Annotated in this window: 10 protein-coding genes and 1 pseudogene; 3 read left to right on the forward strand and 8 right to left on the reverse strand. The window is 71.3% G+C overall.

Annotation, left to right across the window (positions count from 1 at the left end):
* The coding region (locus VMS22_10740; protein ID HXJ34497.1) for an adenylate/guanylate cyclase domain-containing protein at positions 1 to 916 on the reverse strand (916 nt) is incomplete at its 3' end.
* Between the two features lie 170 nt (positions 917 to 1,086).
* On the opposite strand from VMS22_10740, the pseudogene VMS22_10745 reads away from it, so the two are divergent.
* A pseudogene (locus tag VMS22_10745) lies at positions 1,087 to 1,323 on the forward strand (ORF6N domain-containing protein).
* A 205-nt stretch (positions 1,324 to 1,528) separates the two neighbouring features.
* Here the strand turns inward: VMS22_10745 and VMS22_10750 are convergent.
* Positions 1,529 to 13,480 carry a nuclear transport factor 2 family protein gene (locus VMS22_10750; protein ID HXJ34498.1) on the reverse strand — a complete coding sequence of 3,984 codons (11,952 nt, stop codon included), beginning with the start codon at positions 13,478 to 13,480 and terminating at the stop codon, positions 1,529 to 1,531.
* 80 nt (positions 13,481 to 13,560) lie between these two features.
* Between VMS22_10750 and VMS22_10755 the strand changes: the two genes are divergently transcribed.
* Complete coding sequence (locus VMS22_10755) at positions 13,561 to 14,145, forward strand: Uma2 family endonuclease (protein ID HXJ34499.1); 585 nt, start codon at positions 13,561 to 13,563, stop codon at positions 14,143 to 14,145.
* A 121-nt stretch (positions 14,146 to 14,266) separates the two neighbouring features.
* On the opposite strand, the gene VMS22_10760 is transcribed toward VMS22_10755, so the two are convergent.
* The 5 genes from VMS22_10760 to VMS22_10780 all read right to left on the reverse strand — a co-directional run bounded on the left by VMS22_10760 (position 14,267) and on the right by VMS22_10780 (position 20,117).
* Positions 14,267 to 16,081: a cytochrome P450 gene (locus tag VMS22_10760; protein HXJ34500.1), complete on the reverse strand. Its 1,815-nt coding sequence runs from the start codon at positions 16,079 to 16,081 to the stop codon at positions 14,267 to 14,269.
* Between the two features lie 10 nt (positions 16,082 to 16,091).
* Positions 16,092 to 16,757 (reverse strand): methyltransferase, encoded by a 666-nt coding sequence (locus VMS22_10765; GenBank protein HXJ34501.1) that lies wholly within the window; start codon positions 16,755 to 16,757, stop codon positions 16,092 to 16,094.
* Between the two features lie 22 nt (positions 16,758 to 16,779).
* The gene (locus VMS22_10770) at positions 16,780 to 16,923 is read right to left on the reverse strand and encodes a hypothetical protein (GenBank protein HXJ34502.1); all 144 of its coding nucleotides are present in this window, start codon (positions 16,921 to 16,923) and stop codon (positions 16,780 to 16,782) included.
* Between the two features lie 276 nt (positions 16,924 to 17,199).
* Entirely contained in the window at positions 17,200 to 18,762 is a 1,563-nt protein-coding gene (locus tag VMS22_10775) for a sigma 54-interacting transcriptional regulator (GenBank protein HXJ34503.1), read from the reverse strand.
* A gap of 161 nt (positions 18,763 to 18,923) precedes the next feature.
* Complete coding sequence (locus tag VMS22_10780) at positions 18,924 to 20,117, reverse strand: hypothetical protein (protein ID HXJ34504.1); 1,194 nt, start codon at positions 20,115 to 20,117, stop codon at positions 18,924 to 18,926.
* 195 nt (positions 20,118 to 20,312) lie between these two features.
* Between VMS22_10780 and VMS22_10785 the strand changes: the two genes are divergently transcribed.
* Positions 20,313 to 21,320 (forward strand): DUF1566 domain-containing protein, encoded by a 1,008-nt coding sequence (locus tag VMS22_10785; GenBank protein HXJ34505.1) that lies wholly within the window; start codon positions 20,313 to 20,315, stop codon positions 21,318 to 21,320.
* Between the two features lie 216 nt (positions 21,321 to 21,536).
* Here VMS22_10785 and VMS22_10790 read toward each other — a convergent pair whose 3' ends face one another.
* Complete coding sequence (locus VMS22_10790) at positions 21,537 to 22,736, reverse strand: hypothetical protein (protein ID HXJ34506.1); 1,200 nt, start codon at positions 22,734 to 22,736, stop codon at positions 21,537 to 21,539.
* Between the last annotated feature and the right edge of the window lie 406 nt (positions 22,737 to 23,142).

Genomic DNA, 23,142 nt, shown 5'->3' on the forward strand with positions numbered 1-23,142 from the left:
GCGCCGCCAGCACCGTCGAGCGGTCGCCGAGGCGCCGCGCGAGCTCCGCGAGGAGGCGCGACTTGCCGAGCCCCGGCGAGCCGAGGATCACGGCCAGCCGCGCGCCCGGCGCGGCGACCGCCGCCTCGTAGACGGCCAGCAGCCGTCCGAGCTCGTCGTCGCGTCCGACGAACGCGGTCGCCGCCACGCCCGCCGGCCGCTCGAGCGAGACGACGCGATACGCCGTCACGCCCTCGGCGCGCCCCTTGAGCGCAAACGTCCCGACGCGCGCGAGCGTCACGAGATCGCCGACGAGCCGCTGCGTCGCTTCGCCGACGAGCACCTGGCCGTCCTGCGCCTCCTGCTGGAGCCGCGCCGCCACGTTCAGTGGATCGCCGATGCCGGCCGTGTACTCGTCGCTGACCACGACCTCGCCGGTGTTGACGGCGACCCGCAGGCCGACGGTGCCGAGCAGGGCCGCCTCGTCGCGCGCGAAGTCGCGGAACGCGTCCTGGATGGCGACCGCGGCACGGACCGCGCGGATGGCGTCGTCCTCGGCGACGCGCGGGACGCCGAAGGCGCACATGACACCGTCGCCCAGGAGCTGCACGACCGTCCCGCCGTGGGCTTCCACCGGCGCACGCACCGCCCGGTGATAGCGGTCCATGACGCGTCTCACGGACTCGGGATCGAGCCTCTCGTGGAGTGCCGTCGAGCCGATGAGGTCGGCGAAGACGATCGTCACGACCTTGCGGACCTCGGTCGGTCCCGCGGGTCGGGCGGCGAGCGAGGCCCCGCACGAGTCGCAGAACTTCCGTCCCCCCGGGTTCGCCGCGCCGCAGCTCGGGCACGCGACGGGCTTCACGAGCGGCGCCGCGCACTCGCCGCAGAAGCGCGCGCCGTCGCGGTTCTCGGCGCCGCAGGCGGGGCAGGTCACGAGTGGACTTCCTTCCCCGCGCGGCCGTCTGCGCACGAGGTCCCTCCCGTTTCGGAACGTTGATCGAAGAATATTTTGGTCGGAGGCATCCCAGTCATCTGGTAACGGCCGCGTAAACACCGCACGCTGAAGCCCCGGTGGTTCCCAGCGAGCGGATTGCGCGGTCGATCGTGATCCTGAGAGGACGGAAGGTACTACTCGATGCCGACCTGGCGGTGCTGTACGGCGTTCGGACGAAAGCCCTCGTCCAAGCGATCAAACGGAACCCAGATCGCTTTCCCGCCGACTTCACGTTCCAGCTTACCGCCGAGGAGCTCGCTCGTTTGAGGTCACAGTCTGTGACCTCAAAGGCTCGGGGCGGCCGACGGTACCTTCCGCATGCCTTCACGGAGCAAGGTGTCGCGATGCTGTCGAGCGTGCTGCGGAGCCCGCGCGCGATCGCCGTGAACATCGAGATCATGCGCGTGTTCGTCACGCTGCGAGAGGCCATGGCTTCCCATGCCGGGCTGGCGCGCAAGCTCGACGAGCTGGAGCAGCGGTACGATGCGCAGTTCAAGGTCGTGTTCGATGCGATACGCGCGCTCATGATTCCGCCGCCGGCCGGCAAGCACGTCATGCGCTGCGCTCTCGGGGCGCGGGAGACGTCGCTTCCGGCGGCCCCTGCACGAGCTCCGCCCGCAGCGCCTCGCAACGCGCGAGCGCCGCGTCGAGGTCGTCGAGCTCGAAGAGCTCCACTGCGCGGGTGCGGCCATCCCGCTCGAGGATGACCTGCACGAAGAGGGACTCGAACGGCCCGCCGTCGCTCGAGGTGCCGAGGGTATGGCCCACGGCGACGGAGCAAGGCGGGTCGATGGCGACGAAGTAGAGAGGCTCGATGATCGCGTCGGACGACTGCTCGAACAGCGTGGCGAGCCAGGCGAGGTAGGCCTCCGGGCCCTCGAGCCGGCCGGGCCCGGTGCGCCGGTGGTCGTAGTAGACGTAGTCGTCGGGTATCGCGGCTCGCATCCGATCGATGTCGTGGTCGAGGATTGCTCGACGCAGCTCGACTTGCGCGCTCGGTATCCACCGTCCGGCATCGCTGCGGGCATAGCGTTCGAACAGCTCCTTGCCGGCGGCGCGGCGGTCGTCGGGGTCGAAGCTGACGACGGCGACGATACGGCCTTCGGCGTCGACCTCGGTGATGGACAGGTTGTCCATCTCGAACGGCACCCGGTGATCGGCCCCTATCCACCGGACGTGCTCGAGCATGAGGCGGTCGCCGGCGGTGGCGAGGAGGGTACGCTCGATTCGGGTTTCGGCCCCGCCGATCAGGCGGCCGCTCGCAATGAACATGTCGCGACCGCCGGTGGTGAGAACGCTCTTCCGTCGATCGTCGAACTCGAGCGTCGGCGCGCACACGGCGTCCTGCGCGTCCCAGTCGCGAGCTTCCAATGCCTGCGCATGCCGGTCGCTCGCCCGCGTCGCGGCGTTCGGCGGGATGCGCAGCGGATTGGGACGCAGCTCGGCGAAGCGCGCGAGTGCGGCGTCGACGTCCTCGGGCTCGAAGACTTCGTCGCGCGTGATGCGGCCGCGCTCCACGGTGAAGAGGGTGATGGTGCATATCTCGAAGACACCCCCGCCGTCGGCGAGCGTGCCGAACATCCGCCCAGCCCCCACGACCCCGTGGCGGTCGTACGCGAGTATGTGCACGGCGTCGAATTGGATGTCCGGAGCCAGGCCCCAGAGGATCGCTGCGTTGCCCACGAAGTCGCTCGCGCCCTCGATCCGGCCCACGCCTGTCCGACGGTGATTCTCGTAGACGACATCGTCCGAGAACGTGGCGCGAAGCCGAGCCGCGTCGTGGTCGTTGAACGCCTCGATGAGCTCGACGACCGATCTCACCGACGCTGCCGCCACCGGAGCGTCGGCGATCACGCGCGCGAGAGTCTCGCGCTGGGCCGTGCGCCAGTCGTCGGCGTCGAGCGCCGCGCCAAAGACGATCCGTCCACGCTCGTCGACCTCGATCAGCCCGAGGTACTCGATCTCGAACGGCCCTCCCGCTGGGAGCGTGCCCGTAGCGAGGACGCGTTCGAGCGCCACGCGCTCGCCCCCGGTCTTCACGAGTTGCCGCCGATAGACGACATCCGCCCCGGCCGTCCGTTGCCAGTCCTCGATCCACACGTCGAGGTCTCCAGAGAGCAGGACGTGACGGCGCCGGTCCTCGATCTTGGCGTCCGGCGCGAAGAGAGCGCGCATCGCCGCCCAGTCGCGCGCCTCGTATGCCGCCTGCACCCGATCCATCGTAGCGTTCGCCGCGTTCGGCCGTGCCAGGGCGGCAAGCGGATCGCGTGCTGGGCTCGCGCCGAGCTCCTCGAAGCGCGCCCGCGCGCGGTCGAGGTCCTCGACCTCGAACAGCTCCGCTGCGACGGGGCGCCCGTCACGGTTGAAGCCGACCTGCGCCCAGACGAACTCGAACGCACCGCCCTCGGCCAGGGTCCCGAACGTGTGGCCCACGGCGACGAAGCCATGCTCGCCCGTGGCGACGTAGTAGAAGGGTTCGATGATGGCGTCGGACGACTCCGCGAAGAGCGCGGCGAGCCACGCGAGGTAGGCGTCCCGGCCCTCGAGGCGACCCGGCCCGGTGCGCCGGTGGTCGTGGAAGACGAAATCGTCGGGGAGCGCGTCCCGGATACGATCGAGGTCGTGGTCGAGCACGCCACGACGGAAGTCGACCCCCATGGGCGGCATCCATCGCCCGGCGTCGCTGCGCGCGTAGCGCTCGAGCAGCTCCTTGCTCGCGGCCCGGCGGTCGTCGGGGTCGAAGGCGACGACCGCGACCGTCCGCCCCTCGGCGTCTACCTCATGGATCGAAAGGTTCTCGAGATCCCACTCCTGCCCCGGGACGCCTCCGGTCCAGTGGAGGTGCTCGAGCGTCAGGCGGTCACCGGCGGTCGCGAGCAACGTGGTCGACGCCCGTCCCCGCGCGGATTTGATCAGGCGACTGCTCGCGATGAACATGTCGCGACCGCCGGTGAGGAGGACCGCGCGGCGACGGTCGTCGAAGACCATCGTCGGCGCGCACAGGAGGGCGAAGGCCTTCATGTCATCCGCGGCGAGGGCTTCCTTGTGGCGATCGGAGACGCGGGTTGCCGCATTCGGCGGGATGCGCAGCGGATCGGAGCGCAGCTCCTCGAAGCGCGCGCGCGCCTCGTCGAGCTGGTCGAGGGCGTAGAAGTCCTGACGGCGCCCTAGCCCCTGACCGTCGACCTCGTAGACGTGGACTCGCTGCTCCTCGAACGGACCACCGTCGCGGGTGCCGTGCAAGAAGTTGACGAACATGAGACCCCGCGCGGAGGTCCAGAGGTGGTCGGTGCGAAACCGCGTGTCCGGCGCCAGCTCGGCGAGCACCTTCAGCGACTCGAGGTACGTCGGGCCGTCGAGCGTGCCCCAGCCGAGCGGTCGATGGTCCACCAGGACGAAGTCCGGCGGGAAGCTCGACGACATGGCTTCCCAAGCCCGCGACGCGAAGGTTCGCTTGAACGCGCCGACCACCCGCGCATGTCGGAACGGCGCCGCTTCGCCCGCGAGGTAGCGGGCGTCGAGCTCGTCGTAGGCGGCGTCGAGGTCGTCGGGGTCGAACAACACCATGCCAATGCGACGATCGCCGCGCTCGTTCGTCTCGATGAGCGCGAGAAAATCGACCTCGCTCGGCCCGACGTCGCGGTGGCTCCCCTCGAACCGTTGGCGGAAGAGCCCGAGACGCTCGCCCCGGGTCGCGAGCAGGTGCGACGGGAGTCGAGACGAGCTCAGGTCGAAGATCGTGCGCAGCGACGCCAGGTGCCGCTCGCGATCGAGCTCGAGGTGCATCATCGTCCGACGGTCGCTCAGTCGGAATGCCGGGTCGAAGCCGGCGGCCACGCGCTCCCAATCGCGCGCCTCCCATGCCTCCCTGAGACGATCCGTCACTCGGGTCGCCGCATTTTCGATGCGTACCGTCGTCGGTGGCACTGCCGTCACCTCGTCGAAGCGGGCGAGCGCCAGGTCCTCGCGATCGGCGTCGAAGTACTCGAGGCGCGTGATGCGGCCGTCGGCCCCGAAGGTACAGAGCTGGATGAACTGTCGCTCGAAGGCGCCGCCACCGGCGCGGTCGAGGCCGGAGAACGTCCGCCGCCAGAGGAGAGCACGGGACTCCAGGCCGAGAACTTCGTCTTCGTCGAACGCGGTATCGTCCGCGAGATCGAGCCAGGAGCGGTAGTTCTCGAGAAACGCTTCGGCTCCTCGCGAGGACCAGGTTCCCAGGATCCGGCTATCGACGACCTCGATGTCGGGTGCCCATGCCGCGGTGTAGCGGTCGGGATCGAAGGGTCCGGTATAGGCTGCGACCGAGCGCGCCGTTCCCGCGGCGCGGTCGCGGGCGGACCCGGCGGGGAGAAGCTCGGCGTAGCGCTCGTACAGCCGCGCGACGGCGTCGCCCAGCCGGTCGCTCGCGAAGCGTTCGACCCACCGGCGCCTTCCCTGCGCGTCGACCTCGACCACGTCGAGGTGCTCCGTCTCGAAGGCGCCGACGTCGAACTTCCCGCGCTCGAGCCCGGTCGCCGACATCGACACGCGGCAGAGCGCGAGCACGTCGCCGAGGGTCGCCAACGGCTCGTGCCGATACGCGGGCTCGTGAGCGCGCAGCAGCGACCGCAGCGAGATGAGCACTCCTTCGCGGTCGTAGACCCCGGCGGTCGGGCGCTCCATGAACTCGGCGACGTCGGCGAACAGGGCGGGGAGCGCGTCCGCGGCGCGCGCGGCGATCACGGCGTCGAAGCGGGCGGCGTTGGCGGTCGCGGCGTTCGGTGGCACGCGACGCGTGCGTGTCGCCGCCGGTGCGAACGACGCCGCGGGAGGTGGCGTCGCCGTCAGCTCATCGAAGCGGGCGAGGGCCTCGTTCTCGTGGCCGACGTCGAACAGCTCCGTGTGCGTCATCAGGCCATCGGCTCCGAAGACCCACATGAGCAGGAACGGTCTCTCGAACATCCCGCCGGTCGTGCGATCCGTGCCGAAGTTCGTCACGCGCAGAAGCGCCGCATCGGGGCGCAGGTCGAGGATGTCCTCGACCCGGTTGGCGATGCCGTCGGCGGCGTCGAAGAGCGTGGCGAGCGAATCGCGGACTCCCTGGGCACCGCGCATCAATCCGAACCCGATGAGGGGCCGGTGGTCGTAGAAGTCGACGTCGGACGCCACCGCGGAGACCATGCGATCGAGGTCGAGCGACCCGAGATGCGCGGCGACCGCGCGCGCCGTCGCCGCGGCGCGGGCGCGGGCGGGGCCGTCGGGGAGGAGGTCGGAGTAGCGCTCGTACAGTCGCACGACCGCGTCGCCCAGCCGATTGGCAGCGAAGTCCTCGGTCCGCCGTCGTCGTCCGCTCGCATCGACCTCGATGAGGGCGACTACCTCCCTCTGGTATGGGCCCACGTCGAACGCTGCACCCACTACCCCGTTCGCCGACATCGATCCGCGGCACAGTGCGAGCGAGTCGCCGAGCGTCGCCAGCGGCTCGTGCCGGTAGGTTGGGTCTTGCGTCCTCAGGAGGGACCGATACGACGAGAGCGCTCCCTGCCGATCATAGGAGAGACCCGTCGGATGGTCGATGACCACCGAGTCGTCGGTAAACAGCGTGACGAGCGCGCCGGCGTCTCGTGCGGCGACGGCGGCGTCGAACCTGGCAGTGTTCGCCGTCGCGGCGTTCAGGTGCACCCGACGCGTGCGCCTGTCCACGATGCGGGACGGCGTTGCCGCCCCGGGCCGCTCCCCGGTCAGCTCGTCGAAGCGAGCGAGCGCACGGTCTTCGTCCTCGACTTCGAAGAACTCGAGCCGGGTCATCAGACCATCGGCGCCGAAGACCCAGAGGAAGAGGTTCGGCCGTTCGAAGGCCCCCCCGCCGACGCGAGCCGTGCCGAAGTGGTTCTGGTGGACGAGGACCGCATCGGGCCGCAGGGCGAGGACGTCGTCGATGCGGGTCGCGCTGACCTCGGTGACGTCGAGCAGCGCCTGGAGCGCGCGTAGGTAGGCGTCGGCGCCCCGTCCGGACTCCAGGCTGATGTGCCGGTGGTCGGCGAACTCGAGGGTCGGCGCGAGGGCGGGGGCCCAGCGAGCGACCTCGATGGGCCCCACCATCGCCGCGACCGCGCGCGCCGTCGCGGCGGCACGCTCGCGTGCGGGGCCTTCGGGGAGAAGCTCGGCGTAGCGCTCGTACAGCCGCGCGACGGCGTCGCCGAGCCGCTCGACCAGGAAGCGCTCGGTCCGCCGCCGTCGACCGTGCGCGTCGACCTCGACGACGTAGATTCCGTCCGTTTCGTACGCGCCGACGTCGAAGTTCCGGCCGACCAATCCGCTCGCCGACCAGCCGACCCGAGATAGCGCGAGCGCGTCGCCGAGGCTCGCCAAGGGCTCTTGCCAGTACGCCGGTTCCCGGGCGGTCAGCAGAGAGCGGAACGACCGGAGCACTCCCTCCCGGTCGTAGACCGCGCCGGTGGGGTGCTCCACGCCCTCGGCGTCCTCGGCGAACACGGCGGCGAGCGCGTCACCGTCCCGGGCGGCCATCGCGGCGGCGATGCGGGCATCGCTCGCCGTCGCGGCGTTCGCCCGCACCCGGCGCGAGCGTCTCTCGACGACGCGGGATGGGGCGGTCGTGCCCGTCAGCTCCTCGAAGCACGCGAGCGCCTCGTCGTCGCGGTCCGGGTCGAACTGCTCCCACCGGCCGAGGAGGCCGTCCGCGTCGAACGTCCAGATCGCCAGGTATTGCCGCTCGTAGGCGCCGCCGCTGGCGCGGTCGGTGCCGAAGTTCGTATAGCGTACGAGGACCGCGTCGGGGCGGATGCCGAGGACGTCGTCGATGCGTAGGGCGGTGTCGCTGGAGACGTCGAGCAGAGAGCGCACCACACCCAGGAACGCCTCTGCACCGCGCACGGAGCCCCACCCGAGTGTCTTGTCGTCGACGAGCGCGAGGTCGCGGGCGATCGCCGTGTTGTATCGGTCGAGATCGACCGGCCCCACCAGCGTGGCGACCGAGCGCGCCGTCGCCGCGGCGCGGGCGCGCGCCGGGCCGTCGGGGAGGAGATCGGCATGCCACGCATACAACCGCGCGATCGCATCACCCAGGCGGTGGCCATGGAAAGCCTCGCCCCGACTGCGTCGCCCGGTCGAATCGGTCTCGACCACGAAGATCCGCTCGTCCTCGTAGGGCCCGACGTCGAAGCTTCCACGCCTGACGCCGCTCGCAGATACCGAGTAACGGAAAAGCGCGAGCGACTCGCCGAGGGTCGCCAGCGGCTCGTGCCCGCTGGCCAGGTCCGGCACCCGCATGAGCGCGCCGTAGATGGCCAAGGTGCCGTGCAGGTCATACGCGGCGCCGTTGATGTGGTCGACGAACTCATAGCGGTCGCTGAGAAGGCGAACGAGCTGCGCCGGCGCCTGCGGATCGCGGGCGGCGATCACGGCATCGATGGCGGCCGCGTTCGCGGTTGCGGCGTTCGGTCGGACGGCGCGCCGGCGACTCGCGCCGGCGTGCGTGGGCGCGACGGTCAGCTCGTCGAAGCGCGCGAGCGCCTCGGCGTCGCGGTCGGCGTCGAACAGCTCGACGCGCGTCAGAAGACCATCGGCTCCGAAAACCCCGAGCCAGAGGAAGGGCCGTTCGTAGGCACCACCGCCGGTGCGATCGATCCCGAGGTTCGTCCACCGTACGAGCAAGGCGTCCGCGCGGAGCGCGAGGACGTCCTCGATGCGGTTGTGAACGCCCTCGGCGACCTCGAGCATGGTGCCCAAGAGATGGATCACGGCTTCCGATCCGTGTGCCGTTCCGAGGCCGAGGGTCCGCCGGTCGACGTACTCGACGGCAGGCGCGAAGCCGGCGCGATAGCGATCGAGATCGTACGGTCCCAAGGCCCCCGCGACCGTGCGCGCCGTGGCCGCGGCGCGGACGCGAGCGGGGCCGTCGGGGAGCAGCTCGGCGTAGCGCTCGTACAGCCGGACGATGGCGTCGCCGAGCCGGCCGCAGGGAAACCGCTCGGTCCACCGGCGTCGTCCCTGCGTGTCGACCTCGTACACATGGACGTGCTCGGACTCGTACGGGCCGACGTCGAATCTCCCGCGGGCGACCCCACGCGCCGAGAGCAGCTGACGGACCAGCACGAGCGACTCGCCGAGCGTTGCCAGCGGCTCCTGCTGGGACGTCAAGTGGTCGGCCGTGAGGAACGAGCGCCACGTGTGAAGCACACCCTCCCGGTCATAGGTGGTCCCGGTGACATGGTCGGTGACGTCGCAGGGGTCGGCGACCAGGCCGGTGAGTGCCTCGCCGTCTCGGGCAGCCAGCGCGATGTCGGTTCGGGCGGTATGCTCGCTCGCGGCGTTCGCGCGTACGCGGCGCACGCGCGTCTCCGCGACTCGAGATGGCGCCGCCACCGGCTCGGCGGTCAGCTCGTCGAAGCGGGCGAGCGCCTCGGCATCGCGAGTGAGGTCGAAGAACTCCCAGCGGGTCGCGAGGCCGTCGGCATCGAAGACCGAAAGCAGGAGGATGGGTCTCTCGAACCCGCCCCCACCGGTGCGTTCCCTCCCGAGGTTGGTGACGCGGAGGACGAAGCTGTCGGGGCGCAGGCAAAGCACGTCGTCCGCGCGATTGGCCATGTCATCGGCGAGGTCGAACATCGAGCGGAGCGAGCGCAGGTAGACGTCGCGGCCGTGGGACGACGGCAATCCGACGGGTCTGTGGTCGACGAACTCGAAGTCCGGTGCGAAGATCGCCCCGATGCCATCGAGGCTGAACGGTCCCAACACCGCCGCCACCGCACGGGCCGTCGCCGCGGCGCGCGTGCGCGCGGGGCCGTTGGGGAGCAGCTCGGCATAGCGCTCGTACAGCCGGACGACGGCGTCGCCCAGCCGGTCGTCGGTGAAGTGCTCGCCCCAGCGTTGTCGTCCGTTCGAGTCCACCTCGATCAGCACGATCTCGTGGCGCTCGTAGGCGCCGACATCGAACCTCGCGCCGCCGAACCCGCTGCCGGAAATCGACATGCGGCACAGCACGAGCGAGTCGCCGAGGGTCGCGAGCGGCTCGTGCCGGCAGGTCGGGTCGTGGCCGCGCAGCAGCAGGCGCCACGTGGTGAGCGCTCCCTCCCGGTCGACTATTGTGCCCGTGGGGTGGTTCACCACCTCCATCCCGTCGGCGAGCAGGGTGGCGATCGCGTCGGTGTCCCGGGCGGCGATCGCGGCGTCGAGACGAACCGTGAATGCGGCAGCGGCGTTCGACACCAGCCGGCGGCGTGCGGGACGCGCCGGCTGCACACGAACGTCGCGCGCACGGTCCTCGTGCATCACGCGCCCGATGCCTCGCCGGGAACGCTCGGCGAGCAGCGTCGCGCCCTTCGCGTCCCACAGCTCGATCGCACGCTGCTCCTCGGCGGCGGCCTCGGCGCCGCGACCCGCCGCGCGTAGCGCCACGGCGAGCGCGAGCCGCGCGTCGGCATGCGCGAGCAGCGCATCGGTCGCCGCCGCGATGTCGGCGGCGGCGCGTGCGAAGGCGACGGCGGCGGCATGCTCGCCGCGCCGTGCGAGCGCCTCCGCGCGCACGCCTCGCCAGTCGATCGCCGCCTTCAAGTCGTCGCCGGCGAGCGCCTCGCTCTCGTGGCTGACGGCCTCGGCTTCCTCGGCTCGCCCGAGCGCGAGGAGCGCCCGCCCGAGCAACGCGGCGGCCTGTGCCGCGTCGATGCCGAGCCCGTGTGCGCGCAAGCCGTCGTACGCCGCCCGCAGCGTACGCTCGGCGGCGGCGGCGTCGCCTTCGAGCAGGTCGACGAGGCCCGTGAAGACGTCCGCCTCGAGGAGCCGCTGGGTGATGCCGAGCTCCTCGACCATGCGCCGCGACGACGCGAGCATCCGGCGCGCGGCCTCGGTGCGACCGCGGAGCGCTTCGAGCACGCCCTGGCAGCGGAGCGCCACCGCTTCGACCGCCGGCGCCCCTTGCGTGATGCGCAGCACGCGCACGACGTCGAGGCAGCGGCCGCTCGCGCGCGTGACCGGGCTCGGACCCCAAAGCGCGGCGAGCGGGGCGCTCGCCAGGACCGCGTTGGAGCGCCGCCGATCGTCGGCGCGGCGGGCCGCGGCGAGCGCGCGGTCGAGCGCCGCCTCGCAGGCGCCGACCCTGCCGAGACGCGCGAGCGCGAGCGCGTGCACCGAGTGCGCCTTCGCCTCGCCCGCGGCATCGCTCGCGGCGGCGAGCGCTTCGGCCGCGGCCGCCACCGCATCGGCGGTCGCGCGCAGCGCCTGTGGATCGGTGAGCGCGGCGAGCTGGCCGGCGAAGCAGGTGTGCCACGCACGCAGCCGCGCCGACTCGCCGGCGAAGCGGCCGAGCTCGTCGATCGCGGGTGCTGCCGGTCCGACGTCGCCGGCGGCGAGCAGTGCCTCGCACCAATCCAGGATCAGGTCGGCACGCGCGGGATCCGTCGATTCGAGTCGATCGAGCGCGCGGCCAAGCAGGCCGGCCGCCAACGGCAGGTCGTCGCGTGCGAGGGCGCGGCGCCCGGCCGCCGCCAGGTAGCGGGCGGCCCGCTCGCCGAGCGTCTGGCCCTGCACGTCGACGGGGCCGAGCTCGCGCAGGTGCTGGTGTGCCTGCTCGAGGTGCCAGCCGATCGTCTCGTCGTGCTCGACGGCGTCGCCGACCCGCCCCTCGAGCCAGTCGGCGAAGCGCGCGTGCAGGTCCGCGCGGGTGTTCTTCAAGAGCCGCCGATAGGCCGCGTCGCGGATCAGCACGTGGTGGAAGCGCAGCGCGGGCTCGCCGAGATACCAGCCCGTGTCCGGCTCGATCAGCTCGCTCCGCCGGAGCGCCTCGAGGCGCGCGTCGAGATCGGTCGTCTCTCGCGGCAGCAGATGGGTGACGGCGGAGCGCGAGAACTGCCGTCCGACGATCGCGGCGCGCTCGAGGACGGTCCGTTCCTCGGGCCGCAGCCGCTCGATACGTGCCGCGAGCAGCGCCTGGATGGTGGGCGGCATCTCGAGGCGGGCGATCTCGACCCCGGTCGTCCAACGATCGCCCTCGCGCTTGAGCGCCCCGTCGGCCACGAGCATGCGGACCAGCTCGCCGACGAAGAGGGGATTGCCTTCGCTCGTCGCGAGGACGCGGCCCGCGACGGCCGCCGGGAGCTCGCCGGCGCCGATCACGTTCGCGGCGAGCCGCGTCGCGGCGCCGGCGTCGAGGCCCACGAGCGTCACGACGTCGGTGACGAGGCCGCCCGGCACGGTGAGCGAGGAGCGCGCCTCGCGCAGCTCGGGACGTGCCGCGGCGAGCACGAGCAGCGGCACGTCCGTGCTCCACTGGATCAGGTGCTCGACGAGATCGAGCAGCAGCGGCTCCGCCCAGTGGAGGTCGTCGAGCGCCAGCACGACCGGCTGCCGGGTCGCGAGCGCGGCGAGGAAGCGCCTGACGACGAAGAACGTCTCCTCTGGAGAGCCGGGTGCTCCAGCGAGGAGCGCGGCGATCCCGCCGGCGAGGCGACTGCGCTCGGCCTCGTCCCCCGGCATCGCGGCTTCGACCGCCGCGCGCAGCGCCTCGCCGCTCGCGCCATCGTCGATGCGAAGGTAGCCCCGGAGCGTTCTCGCGATCGGCGCGAACGTGGCGCCGCCGGCGGCGTCGCAGTGCGCCGTGAGGACGGTGGCGCCGTCGCCGAGCCGCCGCGTGACCTCGTCCATGAGGCGCGACTTCCCGAGGCCGGGTGATCCGAGAACCACGGTGAGCCGCGCGCGGCGGCTGGCGACCGTCGCGTCGTAGACCGCCGTCACCCGGCGCAGCTCCTCCTCGCGCCCGACGAAGGGCGTCGTCGACGCGCCCGGCGCACGCTCGAGCGAGACGACACGGTACGCCGCGACCGTCTCGGCGCGGCCCTTGAGTGCCAGGACGCCGAAGGGCTCGAGCGTCACGAGCTCGCCGACGAGTCGCCGCGTCGACTCGCTGATCAGCACGTCGCCGTCGTGCGCCTCCTGCTGCAAGCGCGCGGCGACGTTCAGCGGATCGCCGATGCCCGCGGTGTAGTCGTCGCTGACGACGACCTCGCCGGTGTTGACGGCGACGCGCAGGCCGACGTCGCCGACGGTCGCGCGCTCCTCGCTCGCGAACTCGCGGAACGCGCGATGGATGTCCATGGCCGCGCGCACGGCGCGGATCGCGTCGTCCTCGGCGACGCGCGGGACGCCGAAGGCGCACATGACACCGTCGCCGAGGAGCTGCACGACGGTGCCGCCGTGTGCCTCGACGGGGACGCGCACGGCTCGGTGGTAGCGGTCCATCACGCGGCTCACCGACTCGGGGTCGAGGCGCTCGTGGAGCGACGTCGAGCCGATGAGGTCGGCGAAGACGATGGTGACGACCTTGCGCGCGACGGCGTCGGCGGAGGGTGGCGCGGCGGGGGCGGCGAGCGAGGCGCCGCAGCCGCGGCAGAACTTCGCCGTCGGCGTGCAGACGCTTCCGCAGGATGGGCAGCGACGCTCGAGGCGCGCGCCGCATTCCTCGCAGAACCCGGAGCCGGCGGGGTTCTCGTGCTGGCAGGCCGCGCAGTTCATCGATTCGCCACGGTGTCGCCCGGGATATTGCGCCCAAAGGCCTTGCGGCGACCAGAGCCCGCGACTACGCTCGCGCCCGCATGGCTGAGCCCGCCCCAGCAGACCCGGCCGTTCCCAGCCGTTGGACCACCGAGCGGTATTTGCGCCTCGTCGACGAGGGCGTGCTCGGACCCGACGACAAGGTGGAGCTGCTGGAGGGGGTCATCGTCGCCATGGCGCCATCGAACGTCCCGCACGACGGGACGCTGGGCCTCGTGTCGCACGCACTCTTCCGCGCGGTCGCCGACTGCGCCACCGTCCGCGTGCAGCTCTCGTTCGTGGCCGGCCCGTACTCGTTGCCCGAGCCCGATCTGGCCGTCGTTCCCGGCTCTGCCCGAGACTACGAACGTGCCCGGCCGACCAGCGCTCTCTTGGTCGTCGAGGTGTCTGGTGCATCGCTCAAGCAGGATCGCCTCACCAAGGCCGCCATCTACGCCGCCGCACGGGTGCCGGAGTACTGGATCGTCAACCTGCGCGACGATTGCGTCGAAGTCCGTCGCGAGCCGGATGCGAAGCAGCGTCGCTATCGCCATGTCGCCGTCGTGCGTCGTGGCGAGACCATCGCGATGAAGGCGCTGGCCGGCGTCCACATCGCGGTCGACGACCTGCTTCCTTCGGCACGGTAGCCCACGTCGCGCCCGCTCCCGTCCAAGGACGTGGGCCGTGCCGCACGTCGCGGCGCGAGGCTTCGCAGGATCGATTGCAGCGGTCAATGTCCCCTCCGAACGACCTCCCGGGGACCGACGGTCAGTCCGCGTAGCGTCGGTGGAGTTCCTCGTACATCAGGTCGGCGGCGGCCCGGCTGTGCGCGACCAGCGCCAGCAGCCGTTCACGCGAGATCGCCCACGTCGTCATACGGGTCCGCGCGGTGACGGTCGCCGTGCGCGCGCGGCCTTCGAGCGGTCCCCGCTCTCCCACGACACGGTTCTCGCCGACCGTCGCGACCACGCGCCCGCCGATCGACACGGTCCCTTCGCCCTCGGCGATGACGTAGCACTCGAGCGCCTCGCCCCCCTCCACGCAGAGCCGCTCGCCGGGCTCGAAGCTCACCGGGTAGGCGGTCGCGGCGAGTACCTCGAGCTCACTCGTCGTGCATCCGGCGAACAGGCTCGCGCGGCCGAGCAGCGCGACGGTCGCCGCCAGATCGGGGCCGGTGCGATGCGGGATTCCCGCGGCGTCCTGCTCGGTGCGCCTGCGGAGCGCGTTCCGCCATCCGGCGTCGCCGCCGTCGGTCATGCGCGGCCGCGCCTCGAGCACCGGACGATCGGTGTCGAGGCGCGCCGGACCGGTCGCGGCGACTGCGGATGGCGGCGGCGCGAGCTCGGTCGCCGTACGTCCGCTCGCGGCCGGCGACAGCGCGACGTGCAGGCTCTCGAGCCCCCGCAGCGTCAGCCGATCGCGAAAGCGCGGCGCTGGACCGTCGAGGGCGATCGTGCCGAAGCGCTCGACGAGTGCGCGGAAGACGGTCTCGATCTCCGCCCGCGCGAGCGCCGCACCGAGGCAGTAATGGACTCCCCCGCCGAACGACAGGGGTTCGATGCCCGTCCGTCGGACGTCCAGGCGGTCGGGTTCGGCGAAGCGTGCGGGATCGTGGTTGCCGGCGCCGAGGAGCGGCATGATCGACTCGCCGGTCGGAATCGTGACGCCGCCGACCTCGAGCGGAGCGAGCGTATAGCGGATCGCGAGCTGCGCCGTGCCGTCGTAGCGCAGGAGCTCGTCGCAGAGGTTCTCGAACCGCGACGGGTCCTCCCGCAGGAGCGTCATCTGCTCGGGATGGCGCACGAGACCGAGCACGCCGTTCCCGATCAGGTTCGTCGTCGTCTCGAATCCGGCGGCGAAGAGGAGCGACGCCAGGCTCTCGAGCTCGTCGTCCGTGAGGCGGTCGTCGTCCTTCGCCTGCACGAGCAGGCTCAGCAGATCCGAGCCGGGGCGCCGGCGCTTCTCGGCGATGAGGAGGATGAAGTACGCGCGGATCTTCATGTGCGCGGCGTCGGCGGCGGCGAGCTGGGCGGGCCTCGGCAGCGTCTCGAGGACGGCCGTGACGTCACGCACGAGGTCGCGGAACTGCGCGCGATCGGCCTGCGGGACGCCGAGCAGCTCGCCGATCACGGCGATCGGGAGGGGGAAGGCGAGCGCATCGAGGATCTCGCCCCCGCCGCGTGCGGCGAGCGGCTCGAGGAGCGCGTCGACCATGCGGGCGATCGCCGGCCGCAGCTCCTCGACCGTCCGTCGCGTGAAGGCCTTCGACACCAGCCGCCGAAGCCGCGTGTGATCGGGGCCGTGCACGTTGATCATCGAGCGCTCGCGCTGCGCGAGCGACGGATGTCGCCGCCAGTCTGCGCCGACCTGCCGCTCCATCGCGCGGGCGTAGTTCTTGCCGAGGCGGGGATCGCGGAGCACGGCCCAGCAGGCGTCGTACCGCGTGAGCAGCCACGCGCCGAGCGTCGTGCTGCGATGGACGGGCGCCGCGTCGCGCAGCCGGTGGTAGTGCGGATACGGATGGCGGCGGCCGTCGGGCTCGAGGAAGAGGTCGCGGACGATCGCTTCGGCGTCGTTCGTCATGGCGATGGCCTCAGGCGATCCCCGGGAGCCACCGGAAGCGGACGCGGTCCATGTAGCGGCGGTACGCCGGGTCCTCGCCGAGGAAGCGCTCTTCCATGAAGCTCTTGATCACGAACAACGTGACCGGCACCGCGGCGATGATGAAGTTCGTCGGCGACCAGGCTCGCAGCACGAAGGCCGTCAGCGAGAGGAAGACGCCGGTGTAGATCGGATGCCGGACGATCCCGTAGGCGTACGACGTCACGAGCTCGCGCTGGGCCGGGACGAACCCGATGTTCCGGCCGAGGCTCACGCGCGCGCCGAGGGACACCACGAGGCTCGCGAGCGCGAGCCCGTGCGTCACTACCACGGGGGCGATCGGCGTGCCGCGCTCGGCGAGGCCGAGCGTCATGAAGCCCCAGTACGTCGCGACGAACGCCGTCACCCAGTAGAGCGGCTTCGGCGTGACGCGCACGGGCGGCCGCCGGACGACCATCGTGCCGATCAGCAGCGCGAAGTTGATCGCGATCGCGACGCGCGGCAGGTCGAACCCTTCGTACGCGAGCCGGTAGTAGAGCATGTAGGCGAAGGGCAGCGAGGCCACGCCGGCGATCACACGGTCGAGTCGCGGGTCGGTGATCGACCGGATGCCCGGAGGAGCGGTGAAGCTGTCCGCCGTCAGGGTTGCGTTCGTCATGGGATCGTTCCTCCTGTCGTCGTCAAAAGCCGGTGCCGTGCCCGGCGGAGAAAAGGACGGTCAATGCGGCGAGAACCCGCGGGACGCCGGGGATCGCGAGCAGGATCAGGCCGAGCCCGATCGCCGTCGTCCCGTACACCTCGAGCTCTTCGAGGAGACGCGTCACGAGCGAAGGGTCGCTGCCGGATGCGGTCGCCTCGTGCTCAGGCCGCCTCGGGCGGCTCGATCGGCTCGACATCGCAATCACCTCCGACCGTCGACTGGCGCAAGGGTCGTGCCGGGACGTCGAGACGCGGTGCCACGCGAACAACCCGCGGAAAATGCGCGCGAAAGGAACGGCGCCCGATCGAGGAGCCGCGCGCGGAGTGCTTCATCCCGTACGCAGCCGCCGGGGGCTACGGCGCGCGGGGTGCGTACGATCGTTGGCAGTCCGTCGGCGGCGCTAGCGCAGCCCGAACGCCTTCATCTTCCGCTGCAGCATGACGCGCGAGAGGCCGAGCGCCTTCGCCGCGTGCGACACGTTGCCCTTGTGCTGGCGGAGCACCTCGCCGATGTAGCGCGCCTCGAACGACGCGCGCGCACGCAGCAGCGATCCGTCGGCCGCGACGGTCGTGCTCGCGCTCGGATCGATCGTCTCCGTCGCCGCGCGGGCCGTGTCGAGGAGTCGCGCGGAAAGATGCGACGGACCGATCGTCTCGCCGTCGCGCGCGAGCGCCACGGCGCGCTCGATCTCGTTTCGCAGCTCGCGCACGTTGCCGGGCCAGTCATAGCGTACGAGGCAGGCGAGCGTCGCCGCGTCGATGCCCGCGATGCGTTTGCGATGTCGCTCGCTGGCGGCCGCCACGAAGCCCTGGGCGAGGAGGGGGACGTCTTCGCGGCGGCTTCGCAGCGGCGGAAGCTGGATGGGAAACGCGACGAGCCGGTAGTACAGGTCCTCGCGAAAACGGCGCTCGGCGACCTCGGCGGCGAGGGTCCGGTTGGTCGCCGAGACGACTCGTACGTCCACCTTGCGGGGGCGCGTCTCGCCGACCGGCACGACTTCGCCCTGCTCGAGCACACGCAAGAGCTTCGCCTGCATCGCGCCCGGCATCTCGCCGACCTCGTCGAGGAAGATCGTGCCCTTCTCGGCGGCTTCGAAGAGGCCGCGCCGGTCCTGGATCGCGCCCGTGAAGGCGCCGCGACGGTGGCCGAAGAGCTCGCTCTCGAGGAGCGTCTCCTGGAACGCGGCGCAGTTGACGGCGAGGAACGGTCCGTCGGCGCGCGCGCTCTCGCGATGGATCGCGCGCGCGACGAGCTCCTTGCCCGTGCCGGTCTCGCCCTCGATGAGGACCGTGATCGGTGACGCGGCGGCGCTTTCCATCAAGCGGAAGACGTCGGCCATCGCCGGCCCGGTGCCGACGATCTCCGTGAAGCGATCGCGCCGCGCGAGATCGCGGCGCAGCACGCCGACCTGCGTGCGCAAGCGCTCCTCGGACGCCTTCACCTGCTCGTAGAGACGCGCGTTCTCGATCGCGACGGCGACGCTCCCGGCGAGCGCCTCGAGGAACGCCAGGTCGTCGTCGCCGAACGTGCCTCCGCCGCGCCGGTTCACGACCTCGATGACGCCGATCACGCCGTGACGGGAGCGGAGCGGCGCCGCGAGGAGGCTCCCGGTGCGGACGCCGGTCTGCCGGTCGACCTCGGAGTAGAAGCGCGGGTCGGCGTGCGCGTCGTCGACTCGGATCGGACGGCCGTCGCGCACGACCGCGCCGGCGATGCTGTGCTCGACCGGCACGCGGACGCCGGCCAGGCGTGCGGCCACTCCCGCGTTCCGCTCGGCGACGTACGGGAAGACGAACTCGTTCGTGGCCGGATCGAGGAGGAGCACCGAGCCTCCCTCCGCGTCGAGAGCGTCGCGACACTTGCCGATCACGAGTGGGACGAGCTCGTCGAGCTCGATCCGCCCGGCGAACGCGCACGCGAGCTCGTAGAGGAGCTCGAGCCGCTCGGCCGGCGGTGAGGTCACGACGGCGGCTTTGTACTCCACGGCGGGGTCGCGTGTCGACGCCGACGTCCATCCGGCGGGCGCGTGGTCGGGATTTTCGACCTGCTTCGCCGGTGCGAGGGCGTGTACGAACCGCTTGCCGGCGAGGGGACACCATCGGTCACCGTCCCGGCGCGCGCCGGTCACGCGCCGGCGGCTGACTGCTTGAGGATTGTGAGGTCGCCCTGAAGAGCCTTGCCGCGCGTCTGCAGCTCCGTGCGGGCCGGGTCGGCGATCGTCTTCTTGGCCCGCTTCGAGCCGAGCAACGCGACGAACTTCTTGAGCGACTTGCCCGCTTTGCCGAGCGATTTCACCGCGCGTCGCGGGGCAGTCGCTGGAACTGACGCGGCGGTGAGGGCGTCCCGAGCGGCGCCGAGGCGCGCAGCGAGCTTCGGCGCGAGCGATCCGCCGTTCTGCGCCGTGAGGTCGGCGAGCTCGCCCAGACGGCAGTCGACCGCCGCGTACGTGATCTCGGTCGCGCAACCCCCGCGGGGTGGAAGCGTCGTCGTCGTGGTCGACCCGCCGTCGACGAGCGTACTCGTCGTGGTCGACGTGTCGACAGTGTTCGGGAAGGTCAGGATGCGATCGCCGTTGTTGTCCGCGAGGTAGACCTCGGCGCCCGGGATCGGCTGGTCGTTCACGTCGTGCAGCTCGATCGAGAGGAGCTGCACGGTGTCCGCATAGTTCGCCTCGGCGTTCGCGGCGACCGGCGCGGCGAATCCCGAGGTCGAGGTGATCGACACGTCGGTCCGGAGGCCGAGCGAGTTGTACGACGGGTCGAAGTGGGCGGCGTCGAGCTTCACCGAGCAGACGTTCCCGGCGCAGTTGATCGGCAGACCGTTCACGCTCACGGTCGTGAACGCCTGCACCGTGATACCCGCATCGGTGGCGTTGGTCACCGTGTTGCCGCTGAGACCGATGTTGAAGTACGCGTAACCGACCGGCGAACTGACCGCCGCCATGCTCATGCCGAAGATCTCGATCTTGGCATCGCCGAAGACGGCGTAGGCGAGCTTCGCGGTATTGTTCTTCACGTGGAGCTGGGCGACCGTGCGCAGGCTGAGCAGTCGGCCGCCCACGAGATCGGCCGACGCATAGTACCGTCCGCACAGGTAGTCCGCGGTGCTGGGATCCGGACAGAGCGCGCCCCCGTGCGAGCTGTCGTAGAGCCCGCCGGCCGTCACCGGAACGGTACTCTGTCCGTGGAACTCCGGGACGCCATTGCTCGGCGGAAGCGGCGGGCCCGCGGTCACGTTGTAGAGGATGAGACCCGCGGCGGCGGCGGCACGAACGAGTGCCAGCGTCGCGAGGATGACGAGGGGGAAACGCGTGCGCATGGGTTGTGACCCTACCACGAATGGTGGCGGGAATGTCGGCGCGTATGCCGTGTGGAAACGCACCCGCTCACCCACCACGGCCCGGTACTCGTCCGACAGCACCGTCGTGACATGCATGCGCGCCGGGTTCGATCCGTAGGCGCGTGCCGGATCCGGTGGCGCGCCGCTCCTCGGCTCGGGTACAGTCCGCACCGTATGCCTTCTCGTGCGCGATTCCTCCCCGTGTGGCTCGCGGTGCTCGCGGCCGCCGTCTCGTGGGCGCGGCTGCCCGCCGCCTGCCGGCAATGTCGTGCCACCTGCGGGACGGCAGTGTCGGCGTGCGTCGACGCCGTGGCGGCGGCTTGCCCGAGCGCGTCGCGCGCGAAGGGGCGCAGATGCCGGAGCCGCGCGCTCCACCGCTGTCGGAAGACGATCGACACCTGCTGCAAGCGCACGTGCAAGGAGACCGGCGCGCCCGTCTGTTGTGGCGCGCCGGCGACCACCACCACGACGCAGCCCGGCGGTGGCAATCCCTGCTTCAGCGATCCCGGCGACGGCACCATCCACGACTCCTGCACCGGCCTCCAGTGGGAGAAGAAGGACGGGTCGAGGGGCGCACAGAACCCGGGCGACCCGCACAATCTGAACAATGTCTATCCGTGGGCGGGCACGTGCATGCGGAACGCGGGCGTGCTCTGCCAGCCGGACGCCGCGTCGGCCACGACGTGCGCGGCGCTCGCCGACGGGACGACGGCGCAGCCGCCGGACGGGTGCGGGGAATGCCCGGGCGGCGACTACGACCCGACGACCAATCCGACCGGCACCGGCCCGTGCACCGTCGGGGGCTCCGGCGCCCAGTCCGTCACGACCATCTGGGTCTGGTTGAACCAACTCAACGCGGCCAACTACGCCGGGCACAACGACTGGCGCATCCCGTCGCAAGCGGGGCGCAACGCCTGCCCGCCCGGCGAGCCGAACTGCACGACGGCCGCCATGCCGCGCGAGCTGGAGACGATCCTCCGCGCCGCGCCGGGGAGCTGCTCGACGTCGCCCTGCGGCTACCCCGTGTTCGGCGTCCCGACGGCGTCCCAGACGTGGTCGGCGTCGACCTCCCGCGCCGACGCGCGCTACGCATGGATCGTCAACTTCTTCGCCGGAACGAACGAGCAGCTGACGAAGCAGGACACCGCCGTCAGCGTCCGCGCCGTGCGGACCGAGCACTAGCGCCCGCGCTCACGCCGCAATCCTGAGCACGTTCTCGGTGTCGGTCGCGTCGCCGACCAGCAGGCCGCGATACGACGCGGTCGGGAACTCCCGGTAATCCGACCGCTGTCTCGTCGACGACGACGGGCAGGACCAGCGCCTCCTGCCCGGCGGACGCGATCTGCATGAGCCCGCACCCCGGCGAGCCCAAGCGCTGCGTGGCGGTGTGACCGGCGGCTAGGGCAGGCTGCCGTAGTACTGACCGATCGTCCCGCCGATCGGACCGCGCGCAGCGGGCTCGAGGTGGCCCACGTCATCCATATAGTCGGCGCACGTCCGGACCTCGGGCGAGATGCCGGCGACCAGATCCGGGGCGTCGCCCAAGACGATCGCGATGGCCTGGTCGATGTAGGGGTGGTTGAACGACGCGCGGACGCCCTGCGGCTGTGTGGGGACGGGGCAGACGGCGTGATGCGGTCCGCCGACCACCGGCTGCAGCACGATCTGGCGGAGCAGGGGGTGTTTCGAGCGGATGGTCGCTATCGCGGCGCGGATCTTCTGCACCCACGTCGGCACGTCCGAGAGGTAGCCCTGGAGCGTGATCGTGAAGAGGACGCGGTCGGGCGAGGTCGAGCCCTGCGCGCAGGGCGAGCAGAGCGTCACCTGACCAGATCCCAGGCAGTCCTGGTCGACGGGCGGGTTCCACGCGTCGGCGTTCGGGTCGGCCCACAGGTCGACATCGCCGCCGGCCCGGAAGCGGATCTGCCAGCGCGCGTCGTCGACCGCCCCCTGGAACTCCGGGGTCTCCTCCCACATGAGCGTCTGGCTGAACCCGAGCATCTCCGTGCAGGTGAAGTTCCCGGGCGAGGTGTTGAAGGCCGAGCACCCCGGGTCCGGTATTCCATTGCCGCAGGAGAGCCGCACCCCCGCACCACCGCCGAGCGTGCGATACCTGCAGTCGGCAGCGGCGAAGTGGGTGCAGACGTTCTGGGTCCCGGCACTGGTCGTGATCGCCGACCGCACGTCGACGGCCCTTACGGGCGCGCCGGTGACGGCGATGCCGGGGTTCGTGTCGCCCAGGGTCTTTGCGGACAGGCTGATGCCTTTGCCGGCGCGCAGGCTCGCCTTGCGGATGCCGGTCGATCCGGCCGGGGCGTCCCGATTGAAGAAGGTCGCGTGCGAGGCGTCGTTGTCGCGCCAGCCGGCGTCGCCGTCGAAGACACCGGCCGGGAGCGTGTACCCCGCGCTGAGCGCGTCCACCCGAACGGTCACGTCTACGGAGATGTCGCCGGTGCCGGTCCCGATGGGCAGGGTCGCGGTGCCGTCCCGCGACGAGTAGACCACCTTGGCCACTCCTCTGGACGCCGTCCGATCGAGGACGACCAGCTTGCCGCCGCGGGCGAGCGCCGTGCCGGCACCCGCGAGCGTTGCGAGCATTGCGGTGGCTACGAGGGCGATACCTCTCCCCATGCCATCGAGGCTACCAGCGGGTCTCACGCTGCGCTACAACCAATCGATCGGTCACGAAAAATTCGTGAACTGAATTGACGCCGCCATAAGGCAACTGATAGAGAGCCTCGCGTATTCGCGATCCGTGAAGGGGGGCTGAGGGTGAGGACGAGTTGCTCTGGAGGCGTCGTAGTCCGGATGGACGCGATCGCGTTCGAGCGTGCAGGGAGCGGGCGCGATCGAGTCGCGGGCGCCGCTTCCGTCGTCCGCAGCCTTCCCTTGGTGCGCGACCTGTCAGGAGGATCAGCATCATGAGGATGACGTTTCGCACGATGCGAACTGTGGCGGTTGTGACCGCCCTCGGCCTGGCCCTCGGGCTCGGCTTCGGGCTGCG

This window comes from Candidatus Eisenbacteria bacterium, from assembly GCA_035577985.1.
Taxonomy (GTDB): domain Bacteria; phylum Desulfobacterota; class Binatia; order DP-6; family DP-6; genus DATJZY01.

What these genes read in the sequence shown, in the direction of transcription:
- VMS22_10750 (HXJ34498.1), bottom strand. Translation starts at nt 13,480, where the DNA reads ATGAACTGCGCGGCCTGCCAGCACGAGAACCCCGCCGGCTCCGGGTTC.
- VMS22_10755 (HXJ34499.1), top strand. Translation starts at nt 13,561, where the DNA reads ATGGCTGAGCCCGCCCCAGCAGACCCGGCCGTTCCCAGCCGTTGGACC.
- VMS22_10760 (HXJ34500.1), bottom strand. Translation starts at nt 16,081, where the DNA reads ATGACGAACGACGCCGAAGCGATCGTCCGCGACCTCTTCCTCGAGCCC.
- VMS22_10765 (HXJ34501.1), bottom strand. Translation starts at nt 16,757, where the DNA reads ATGACGAACGCAACCCTGACGGCGGACAGCTTCACCGCTCCTCCGGGC.
- VMS22_10780 (HXJ34504.1), bottom strand. Translation starts at nt 20,117, where the DNA reads ATGCGCACGCGTTTCCCCCTCGTCATCCTCGCGACGCTGGCACTCGTT.
- VMS22_10785 (HXJ34505.1), top strand. Translation starts at nt 20,313, where the DNA reads ATGCCTTCTCGTGCGCGATTCCTCCCCGTGTGGCTCGCGGTGCTCGCG.
- VMS22_10790 (HXJ34506.1), bottom strand. Translation starts at nt 22,736, where the DNA reads ATGCTCGCAACGCTCGCGGGTGCCGGCACGGCGCTCGCCCGCGGCGGC.